The 10,293-nt window shown below is 62.9% G+C and carries 8 protein-coding genes and 1 pseudogene; 5 read left to right on the top strand and 4 right to left on the bottom strand.

Annotated elements, in window-relative coordinates; genetic code table 11:
* From EOA36_RS16150 to EOA36_RS16140, 3 genes are all read right to left on the bottom strand, one after another.
* A partial coding sequence (locus EOA36_RS16150) for a dipeptide/oligopeptide/nickel ABC transporter ATP-binding protein (protein WP_145969187.1) occupies positions 1-665 on the bottom strand: 665 nt, incomplete at its 3' end.
* On the bottom strand, positions 662-1,588 hold the full coding sequence (locus EOA36_RS16145) for an ABC transporter ATP-binding protein (protein ID WP_245464376.1): 927 nt from the start codon (positions 1,586-1,588) through the stop codon (positions 662-664). The genes EOA36_RS16145 and EOA36_RS16150, both read right to left, overlap by 4 nt.
* 240 nt (positions 1,589-1,828) lie before the next feature.
* A complete protein-coding gene (locus tag EOA36_RS16140) occupies positions 1,829-2,794 on the bottom strand; it encodes a LysR substrate-binding domain-containing protein (RefSeq protein ID WP_245464375.1) in 966 nt (321 codons plus the stop codon).
* 207 nt (positions 2,795-3,001) lie between these two features.
* Here EOA36_RS16140 and EOA36_RS16135 point away from each other — a divergent pair, with 207 nt between their 5' ends.
* From EOA36_RS16135 to EOA36_RS16115, 5 genes are all read left to right on the top strand, one after another.
* The gene (locus EOA36_RS16135; RefSeq protein ID WP_245464374.1) at positions 3,002-4,840 is read left to right on the top strand and encodes an ABC transporter substrate-binding protein; all 1,839 of its coding nucleotides are present in this window, start codon (positions 3,002-3,004) and stop codon (positions 4,838-4,840) included.
* A 101-nt stretch (positions 4,841-4,941) separates the two neighbouring features.
* A complete protein-coding gene (locus EOA36_RS16130; protein ID WP_245464373.1) occupies positions 4,942-5,949 on the top strand; it encodes an ABC transporter permease in 1,008 nt (335 codons plus the stop codon).
* Complete coding sequence (locus EOA36_RS16125; RefSeq protein WP_056570727.1) at positions 5,946-6,818, top strand: ABC transporter permease; 873 nt, start codon at positions 5,946-5,948, stop codon at positions 6,816-6,818. The genes EOA36_RS16130 and EOA36_RS16125 overlap by 4 nt, the downstream gene beginning before the upstream one ends.
* Before the next feature lie 17 nt (positions 6,819-6,835).
* Complete coding sequence (locus EOA36_RS16120) at positions 6,836-8,506, top strand: serine hydrolase domain-containing protein (RefSeq protein WP_127278483.1); 1,671 nt, start codon at positions 6,836-6,838, stop codon at positions 8,504-8,506.
* Positions 8,507-8,611: 105 nt separating this feature from the next.
* Positions 8,612-9,409: a M55 family metallopeptidase gene (locus tag EOA36_RS16115; protein WP_127278482.1), complete on the top strand. Its 798-nt coding sequence runs from the start codon at positions 8,612-8,614 to the stop codon at positions 9,407-9,409.
* A 113-nt stretch (positions 9,410-9,522) separates the two neighbouring features.
* On the opposite strand, the pseudogene EOA36_RS16110 reads toward EOA36_RS16115, so the two are convergent.
* Positions 9,523-10,293 (bottom strand): annotated as a pseudogene (locus EOA36_RS16110) (amino acid aldolase); the annotation flags it as partial.

Here is a 10,293-nt window from a genome sequence, read left to right as displayed (position 1 = left end):
AGCCATGACATGGCCGTGGTCGAGCGCATCGCGCGCTGCAGGTCCATCAACAGGTTGATGACCTGAGCCTGGATCGTGACGTCGAGCGAGGCGACCGCCTCATCGGCGATGAGGAGGCGGGGATCGAGCGCCAAAGCCCTGGCGATGCAGATGCGCTGCCGTTGACCGCCCGAGAAGGCATGAGGGTAGCGTTCGAGATGTTCCGGCGGCAGATGCACTTTTGCCAGCAGGGCCGCCGCCCGATTCCGCAGCTCACCGCCGCGCGCTATGCGGTGGACGCGCATCGGGTCGGTCAGGGCCTGCCCGATCGTCATCCGCGGATTGAGCGAGGAGAACGGGTCCTGGAAGACCATCTGCACCTCGCGCCGGAAGCCCGCAAGGGTTGCCCGCCCAGCGCCGATCATCTGCTTGCCGTCATAGCGAATGGTGCCGGACAAGGGCTTGTCCAACTGCATGATGCTGCGCGCCACGGTCGACTTGCCGCAGCCCGATTCGCCCACCAACGCCAGGGTCTCACCCGGGAAAATATCGAAGGAAACGCCCTCCACCGCATGGACCCGGCCGGCTATGCCGCCGAAGATACCGCCCCGCAGGTCGAAACGCGTAACAAGCTCGCGGACCTCGACCAGCGGCTTTCTGTCCGTTGCGTGCGGTGCGACGCTCATGCCGAAACCTCCGGCTGCGAGACTTCGGCATTGTATATGACGAGCGGGAATTTCTCGGGCCCATCCTTGTCGGCCATGCTGCCCAGCCTTGGCACCGCCGAGATCAGCGCGCGCGTATAGCGGTGTCGGGGATCCACGAGAATCTGGTTCACCGAGCCCGATTCGACGATCTCGCCCTTCAGCATGACACAGACGCGATCGGCGATTTCCGCGACCACACCCATGTCATGGGTGATGAAAAGAACAGACATGCCGATCTCGCGCTGCAGTGCGCGGACAAGATCCAGAATCTGCGCCTGGATGGTGACATCGAGCGCGGTGGTCGGCTCATCGAGGATCATCAAGGAGGGGCGGCACGCCAGTGCAATGGCGATCATGACGCGCTGGCGCATGCCGCCGGACAACTGGTGCGGATATTGGTCGAGCCTGAGGGCGGCGTCGGGCACGCGCACGAGCTTGAGCACGTTCAGCGCGATGTCGCGCGCCTCGCGCGGCGACTTGCCCTGGTGTCTCGTGATCACCTCCGCAATCTGGTCGCCGACGGTGAACACCGGATTGAGGCTCGACATCGGGTCCTGGAACACGATCGAGAACTCAAAGCCGCGGAGCCCCTCCATGCGCTTTTCGGAAAGCCTTGTCAGGTCGGCTACGCCGCCGTCCTTGAGCCTCATCAGGATGCGGCCGCCCGTGATCCTGGCGCCATCATATTCGGTCAGGCGCATTACGGTCATGGCGGTGACCGATTTGCCCGAACCTGACTCGCCCACCAATGCCACCGTCTCGCCACGCTTGATCTGGAACGATACGCCCTGAACAGCCGGCACCACCTTTGTCCCCCTTGCCCCGAAGCAGACTTCAAGGTCCTCGACCGAGAGGATCACATCGTCGGGAAGGCTCGCTGTGGCGGCGGACTTGACGGTCAAAAAGGCACTCCAGGCGCAATGGTCGCGACACTCGGTATCGAACGCAGCGAGCATGTGGGCTGTCAATAGGGCCCATCACCCGGTCGCCTGGAAGCCATGCCTTGGAATGGCCCGGAATGCCTCGCCAGACGGCATCGGCCCTGCGATTGTCAGGCTTCCCGGCGCTCCACCCGAAGTTATGCAATCTCTGCATCGCTCTGTCGGATTTCGCATTAACTCGCCAATGGACCCTAGAGCCGCTCAGCGCATGGTCAGTGTCGGATCAACCAGGGTGCGTCCGCGCGCCTGCTCGGCGGTTCGCGAGAGATATTTCCACAGCGCTTCGCCGTCCCGGCTGCGCGAGCCCACACGGCGGAAAATCCTGATCTCGATCTCCAGGGACAGCTGTTGTCCGCCAATCTGGATGAGTTCGCCCTGGGCGATCGATTTGTGAACGCAGATCTGCGGCAGCCAGACCACGCCTTGCCCGGCGATCGCCATCTGCTTCAGGCCTTCGGCAAGCGAGGACTGGTAGACGATGCTGAGATTGAGAGGACGCCGCCAGCGCGACTGGATGAGCGAGATCAGCTTGCCGAGATAGCCGTCGCTCCAGGAATAGGCGAGGTAGGGAATCCTGGTGCCTTCCGGCACATCGACATCGAAGAGCGGCGCTCCCGTCTGGTCGACACCAGACACCAGAACGAGGCGATCCCTGCCGATTTGAAGCGATTCGAAGGGTCCGCCCTCGAGGACCGGCGGACCGTCAGGGTGATCGTAGGTGATGGCGAAGTCGCATTTGCCGGACGACAGGTGCTCAACGCATTCCAGGAAGTCGCCCGTGTGCATGCTGCTGCGGACCGGCGCATTTGGCATTTCGGGATGGCTGATCCACTTGGGAAAAAAATAGATAGCCAGCGTATGAAGCGCGGCGAAAGTGAGAAGCCGTGAGCTGGCGCCGGCGGCGTTGCGGCAGTCCGTGCGCAGGCGGTACATGTCGCGAAGCATTTCCTGGCAGCGCGGAACGAAAATGGCGCCCGCGCTGGTGAGGTGCACCGGATATGTGCTGCGGTCGATAAGTTCGGCGCCGACCCAAGCCTCCAGCGCCTTGATGCGCCGGCTGAAGGCCGGCTGCGAGATATTTCGGGACGCCGCGGCGGTCGAGAAATTCCGCGTCGCTGCGATCTCGAGGAAGTCTTCAAACCACGCCAGCTCCACAGTCGACCTCATGCATTATTCGCATAACCGATCCTATCTACGCATTGGACAGTGGCGCAAGCCTGCTCCTAGCTTTCGCACGCAACGATAAAAAGACCTCGAGTCAATTGTGGGAACATATTCATGAAAATGAAACGTGCCTTGGCATTAGCCTTCTGCATGGGCATAGGCGCTTTTGCGTCGTCCGCCGTTGCAGAAACCAAGAATCCCGGAACGTTTGTGTTTCTTTGGACTGACGATGTTCAGTCGTTCGATCCGGCCTACATTGCAAACACGCCGAGCTCCTACGGCGTGCTCAACGTCTACAGCCGCCTGTTGAACTACAACGGCTCCCAGATTTCCGAATTCGTGCCTTCATTGTCGTCGCAAGTGCCGAGCCTCGAAAACGGCCTGATCAAGCAGAACGCGGACGGTTCGGTCAGCTACACCTTCCCGATCCGGAAGGGCGTCCACGCCCACAAGGTCGGCGTCAAGGGCGACGACGGCAAGATCACCTGGCAGTACTATGACGGGCTGACTGACGAGCAGAAGGCCAAGATCGAGCCCGGCTATGGCGAGATCACGGCCGAAGACGTGCGTTACTCGCTGCTGCGCGCCATCCTGATGGGCCAGTCATGGATGTCCAACGCCATCACCGAGGTGGTGACGGCGAGCAAATACACCGACGTCGCCAAATGGGTCGAAACCGAAGGCAAGGTATCGGACATCAAGGATGCCAGCCCCGAAGCGCTACGCAAGGTCTATGACGAACTCGCGTCGCAGATCACCGTCGAGGGCGACAATGTCACGCTGAAGCTGCCAAAATCCTTCCCCGCCACGCTTGGCGTTCTGGCGCTGCCGTTCGGTGCTTCGATCGTCGACAAGGAATGGGTCGGCTCGGTCGGCGGGTGGGATGGCAACGGGGACAACTGGAAGAAGTACTACCGTCCCGAACTCGGCGACGATCCGCTGTTCGCCCAGGAGAACGGGACCGGTCCGTTCATGCTCGATGAATGGGATCGCACCGATCGCCGCATCACGCTGAAGCGTTTCGACAATTACTTCATGGGCAAGGCCTCGCTCGAGCGCGTGGTCATGCGCACGGTTCCGGAATGGACCACGCGTCGGCTGCAGTTGCTGTCCGGCGATGCCGACTTCGTGACGACGCCCGTCGAGTTCCTGGACGAGCTCGCCAAGACTGATGGTGTCAAGGTCATCGACGGCCTGCCCAAGGTGTTCAGCCGTGGCCTCTATTTCGCGTGGCCGCTGGATGATGCCGACAACCCCGCCATCGGCAGCGGCAAGCTGGACGGCAACGGCATCCCGCCGGACTTCTTCTCCGACATCGATGTCCGCCAGGGCTTCAACTACGCCCAAAATTACGATGCGCTGATAAAGCAGGCCCTGCTCGGCAAGACCGTGCAGGCGCGCGGCCCGACCGTGCGCGGCATCATGGGCTACCGCGCCGACTCGCCGATCTACAGTTACGATCCGAAAAAGGCCGCGGAGCACTTCAAGAAGGCCTTCGGCGGCAAGCTGTGGGATACCGGCTTCACCTTCACGGCCTATGTGCAGGAAGGAACGCCGCAAGGCACGGCGGCACTTTCCGCGCTCCAGCAGGGACTGCAGCGGATCAATCCGAAGTTCAAGATGAAGATCCAGTCGCTGCCCTGGGCCTCGATCTCGGACAAGCTCAACAACCGTGAAAAGCCTGCCTCGCCGCTCACCTACATGGGCTGGGGACCGGACTATTCCGACCCGGGTGGTCCGCTGGGTGCCGCGACCTACTATCTGTCCCCGACCGGTCTTGTCGGCGGCATGCTCGGCCAGGGCTACCGCGACCTGATGGCGGAGAAGTTCAAGCCGCTTCTCGACCAGGCCTGGGCCTCGAGCGATCCCGCCGTGCGCGAGCCGATCTATGCCAAGCTGCAGGACATGTCCTACGACTATGCCACCACGCAGTTCCTCTGGGAGGACTTCGGGTACATCGTCACCCGCAGCAACATCGACGGCTACGTGCACAACATGATCCTCTACGGCGCCTGGGATTTCTATCCCGTCACCAAGAAGGCCGATTAAAGAGCTTCGGGTTTCACCGGGCGCCATCGTCGCCCGGTGAAACGGCTATTCCTCATGGTGCGGATGCTGATGTGCTGAACTACGCTTTGCGGCGGCTCCTGATGTTGCCCGTCGTTCTCTTCGCCCTGTCGCTGATGCTTTTCGCGCTGCAGATGTCGCTGTCGCCGACACAGCGCCTGGCGGCGTACGCGCCGTCCCCGGACTTCCTCAAGGGCGGCCAGGACAGCATTCGCAGGATGATCGAGCAGTATGGGCTGAACGATCCCTTCTACATTCAATACGGACGCTGGATCGGCAACATCCTGACGGGCAATCTGGGCTGGTCCGAGACCGCGCGCCAGCCTGTTGCCCACGCGCTGGCTTCCCTGCTGCCCGCGACGTTGGAACTGGTCCTGCTGGCGTTCATTCCCGGCTTTCTGCTCGCCATCTACCTGGGCTCGCGGGCCGGCATCCATCTCAACCGTTGGCCGGACCATGTGATCCGCATCTTCACCATCCTGGGCTGGTCATTCCCGGTCTATGTCTTCGGACTGCTGATGCTGCTGATCTTCTACTCCGCGCTCGACTGGTTCCCGCCCGGGCGCCTCAGCCAGTGGGCCCAGGCCGCCGTCACCTCGCCCGGCTTCACCCGCTACACCGGCGCGAACACGGTCGACGCGCTGCTCAACGGCAATCTGGCCATTTTCTGGGATACGCTCAGGCATCTCGCTGCCCCCGTCATCACCCTGACCTACGTCAATCTTGCCAACATGACGCGTGTCATGCGCACGTCGATGCTGGAAACGCTGCGCCAGGACTATGTCCGCACGGCACGCGCGAAGGGCATGTCCCGGCGCGTGGTGGAACTGCATCATGCCAGGCGCAATGCGTTGCTTCCGGTCACGACGATCGCCGGAATGGAGCTGGCCGCCATGATGGGCGGCGTCGTCATCACCGAAACCATCTTCGACTATGCCGGCCTCGGCCAGTTCGCGGCCAAGACTGCCGCCAATCTGGATTTTCCGGCGGTGCTGGGCTTCGGCCTCTACTTCGCGGTCGTTCTCGTGGTGCTGAACCTGGCCGTCGACCTGATCTATCCGCTGCTCGATCCGAGGGTGAAGAGGCGATGAGAGCCCTTGGCTATCTGAAGCGTAACCCGATCTCGCTGGTTGGCGTGCTGCTGTTGCTGGCATTCGTGCTGATCGCGATTTTCGCGCCTGTGCTCGCACCGCCGCAGGAATTCCAGATGTCGGTCTACGACACGCCGAGAGCGGGCTTCCTGGCAACGCCGCAACCGCCGTCGCCCGAGGCCATCTTCGGAACCACCGAAGGCCAGTACGACATCTACTACGCCGTGATCTGGGGCACCCGCACGGCCTTCAAGATCGGCCTCGGCGTCGTCGCCATCTCGGTGCTGATCGGCACGATCATCGGATCGCTCGCGGCCTTTTACGGCGGCATCGTGGATGAAGTGCTGATGCGTATCGTCGACGTCTTCATGGCGGTTCCCTTCCTCATCGCCGCCATGGTGCTGACTGCCCTGCTCGGCAAGGGGCTCGGGCCGATAACCGTCGCGCTGACGACGTTCGGATGGATGGGGTATGCGCGTGTGGTGCGCAGTGAAATCCTGCGGATCCGCGAGATGGATTTCGTCAATGCGGCGAGAAGCTACGGCGCCGGCGATTTCCGGCTGATCGTGTTCCACATCCTGCCCAACGCGTTCTTCCCCGTGCTGGTTCTGGCTACCATGGCCACGGGTTCGATGGTGCTCACCGCGTCCGCCCTGAGCTTCCTCGGAGTGGGCACGGAGGAAGGCTACGCCGACTGGGGGCAGTTCATCGCCTATGCGCGCAACTGGATCGTCGGCCAGCCCGGCAACCCGTTCCAGTACTGGTACACGCTTGCCTTCCCGGGAGCCGCGATCTTCCTGTTCGTGCTGGCGTGGAACCTCGTCGGCGACGCTTTGCGCGACATTCTCGATCCCCGCCATACAAATTGAAATCAGGGAGTATCCTCGTGTCTTCGCTTTCCCCCCACGCCATCGAGCTTCTTGAAGACCTTATCCGCCACGAGGTGGAGGACAAGGCGATCCCGTCGATCTCCTATGCCCTGATCGACCGGGACGGCCTCATGGCGCACGGCCACATACAGCGGCACGATCGCCATTTCGACATGAAGGACGACACCTGTTTCCGCATCGGCTCGATCACAAAGACCTTCACGTCGGTTGCCATCATGCAACTCGTGGAGAAGGGGCTGGTCGACCTTGATGTCGATGTCTCGGAGTATCTGCCCGGTTTTCACCCGGTCAATCCGTTCGCCGGGCGTGAAAGCGGACCCCACGGCTCGCAGATCAGCCTGGCCAAGCTCATGAGCCACACCGCCGGGATCGTGCGCGAACCCAAGAGCGGACACTATCTGGATTCACACAAGCCGCCGCTGGCCGACACCGTCGCCGAGCTTGCCACATCCACGCTGAAGCAGGATCCCAGCGCCGGCATCATGCATTATTCCAATGCCGGCATCGCCGTGGTCGGCATGGTGATCGAGCGGGTGACGCGTAAGAGCTACGCCGACTACATCACCGAGAACATTCTGAGGCCGCTGGGCATGAACGACACGTCGTCAGGCATGGCCCCCGGCATCCGCGAAAGGCTGGCGCCGGCCGACATGTGGACGTTGGACGGGGATAGCCCCGCGCCGGTGTTCAATCTGGGCGGATCGCCCGCAGGCAACATATTCTCCACCACTTCCGATATGGCCAACTATACGCGGTGCCTGCTGCGGGGCGGCTTCGCGCCCAACGGCGATGCCATCGTCAGCCCCGCATCGCTGCGCAAGATGTGGACCCCGATCGGCAAGCGCCCCGAAGGCCACAACAAGGACCTCAACGGGTATGGGCTGTGCTTCGGCGTCGGCGACATGGACGGGTGGACCTCCGTCGGCCATGGCGGCGCGGTTTATGGCTATGCGTCGCAGATGATGCTCCTGCCGAGGGCCGGCTTCGGCGTCCTGATCTTCGCCACGCTTGATTTCGCCAATCAGATAGCCTCCCGGCTGGCGGGCGATGGCTTGCGCATCGCCCTCGCAGATTGCGGCATGGGACGCATGCCGCTTCGCGGCCAGGCCCCGCCGCCCATCACCGAAGACCAGTTCGCAAGCCTGCCCGGCCTCTATCGTCACGAGGCGGGCGGCGAGGTCGTCGAGGTGAAGAACAAGGACGGCAAGCTCTACCTGATGGGGGAGGGCGTGCCGCTGCAGATCCGCCCGGTCTCGGGCAATGACTTCGTCATCGACGGACGCATCTACGGTCGCGGCGCGGACTATGCGCACATGAATCTCTCCTTCTCGAAGGCCAACCAGCTAGACTGGAAAGGGGCGACCTGGTCACGTGTCGATAGTCTGCCGGTCGAGAAGGTGCCGCCGGAGATCGCGCCGCACCTGGGCGAATACGGGCCGGACTTCAACATCACCTATCTGACCTACAGCCATGGCCAGCTGAAATGCCTGATCGAGTATTTCTGCACCCATAGCTGCGAGCCGGTGGATGCGGGCCGGTTCCGCATGCACGGGCTGCTCTACGAGGAGGAGATTCTCGAGCTGGGTGCCATCGACGACAATGGACGCCGCGGCATCCGCGTCGGCCCCATGTTTCTGGAGCGCCGGCAGGCCGAAATGGCGGCCTAAGACGCCCGGGCAGCCATCGCCGCGCGGGCCGCGTCAACCGCACGGGCCCGGACGCCATTTAAGCCGCGTGCGCGGCGACTTTCTCTGAAATCGAAAGGCAAGCACATGAAAGTCTTTATCAGCGCCGACATCGAAGGCACGGCCGGCATCACCAACTGGGACGAGGCGCGCAAGGGCAATCCCGACTATGCCGAGTTCCGGGAATACATGACCGACGAACTGGTCGCGGCCTGCGAAGGCGCCAAGGCGGCGGGCGCGACCGAAATCGTCGTCAAGGATGCCCATTCGACGGCGCGCAACCTGATCCTGTCCAAGCTTCCAGCCTATGTCCGCATCGTGCGCGGCTGGAGCGGCCATCCGGATGCGATGATGTTCGGCATCGATGACACCTTCGATGCCGCTCTCTATACCGGCTACCACAACAAGGCCGGCACCGACACGAACCCGCTGGCGCACACGCTGACCGGCACCGTTTCCAGGATGCTGATCAACGGGGAAGTGGCATCCGAATATACGCTGAACGCGCACTGCGCCGCCCGTTACGGCGTGCCGTCGGTCTTTCTGTCTGGCGATGCCGGCATGTGCGGCGAGGCGAAGGCGCTGGTGCCCGAGATATCAACCGTTGCCACCAGCGAGGGGTTCGGGCCGGCCACGTCTTCGCTCTCGCCTCAAGGCGCCGTGAAGGCCATCCGCGAGACGGTGGAAGCCTCGCTTTCGCGCGATCTGTCGAAATGCCTGCCGAAGCTGGCCGACCGGTTCGAGCTCATCGTCGAATACACCACCCCGATCGAAGCCTACAGGGGAAGCTGGTATCCGGGCATGGAGCATCCCGCCCCGCGCACGCTTCGTTTCGAGGCGGACAATTTCTTCGACATTCAGCGCGCGATACGGTTTGTCGTCTGACCATTGAGCGGAATAGGCGCGGCCCGTCCGATCCGTGCGGGCCGCCCCGGCAAATACTTGCCCCGATAGAGCCGCCGCAACCGCGCTGCGACCGTTCTGCGTCGGTGGGTTGGTCAGAAATAGGTCTTCAGCGCGCCGACGATGTCATAATCGTCGTTGACCAGAAACAGAATCTGCCATTTGTCGAAGGTTGTGCAGGGATGCGATACGCCGAGCCCGATGCGATCCCCGACCTTGACCGAAACCGTCTCCGGGACGCGCATGTAGGCGTGCTGGTCGTTGCTGGCGAAAATCGCACAGCCCGTCAGCGTTTCGGGCAAACCGTCGCCGCGCGAAATGAGCAGCGGTACCGGCAGTCCGGAGTCGGTTCCAAAGTCTCGCTTGCCGGCGGTCAGGATGGCCAGCCCGGGTTCTGGGCAGGACTGCACATGGGTCCAGACCTCCAGCGCGTTGATCAGCCCCTCATTCTCGCCCGTCGCGGCAAGGATGCGCTTCTGCTCTGCCTGATAGACACCGCTGTCATGGCTGACATAGCAGCCGCTGCGCGTCATCACCTGCGCGCCGCTGCCGGAGAGGCGATCGAGCACGATGTCGTAGAACGACGAGCCTCCGGCCGTCACGATCGGTGGCGCGCGCTCGAACAGGTTCTCGCCGGCGCATGCTTCGTAGAGCACGCCGATCTCGTCGACGAAATCCGCGACCGCCTGTGCCGGGCCACCGTCCTTCGGCTTGATCAGTCCCTCGAAAGCCTCGACGCCGCAGAGCCGCAGTTGCGGCGCCGCATGCGCGGCACGCGCGACCTCGAGCGCCGCGTCGTTGTCGCGGCAACCGGTCCGGCCGCCCGGATAACCGCGCTCGACCAGCACCTGGATCGGCCGCGATGC

It is taken from the genome of Mesorhizobium sp. M8A.F.Ca.ET.021.01.1.1, assembly GCF_003998025.1.
GTDB lineage: Bacteria > Pseudomonadota > Alphaproteobacteria > Rhizobiales > Rhizobiaceae > Mesorhizobium.
This window is presented reverse-complemented; position numbering and strand designations above follow the sequence as displayed.

What these genes read in the sequence shown, in the direction of transcription:
- EOA36_RS16140 (WP_245464375.1), bottom strand. Translation starts at nt 2,794, where the DNA reads ATGAGGTCGACTGTGGAGCTGGCGTGGTTTGAAGACTTCCTCGAGATC.
- EOA36_RS16130 (WP_245464373.1), top strand. Translation starts at nt 4,942, where the DNA reads ATGTTGCCCGTCGTTCTCTTCGCCCTGTCGCTGATGCTTTTCGCGCTG.
- EOA36_RS16125 (WP_056570727.1), top strand. Translation starts at nt 5,946, where the DNA reads ATGAGAGCCCTTGGCTATCTGAAGCGTAACCCGATCTCGCTGGTTGGC.
- EOA36_RS16115 (WP_127278482.1), top strand. Translation starts at nt 8,612, where the DNA reads ATGAAAGTCTTTATCAGCGCCGACATCGAAGGCACGGCCGGCATCACC.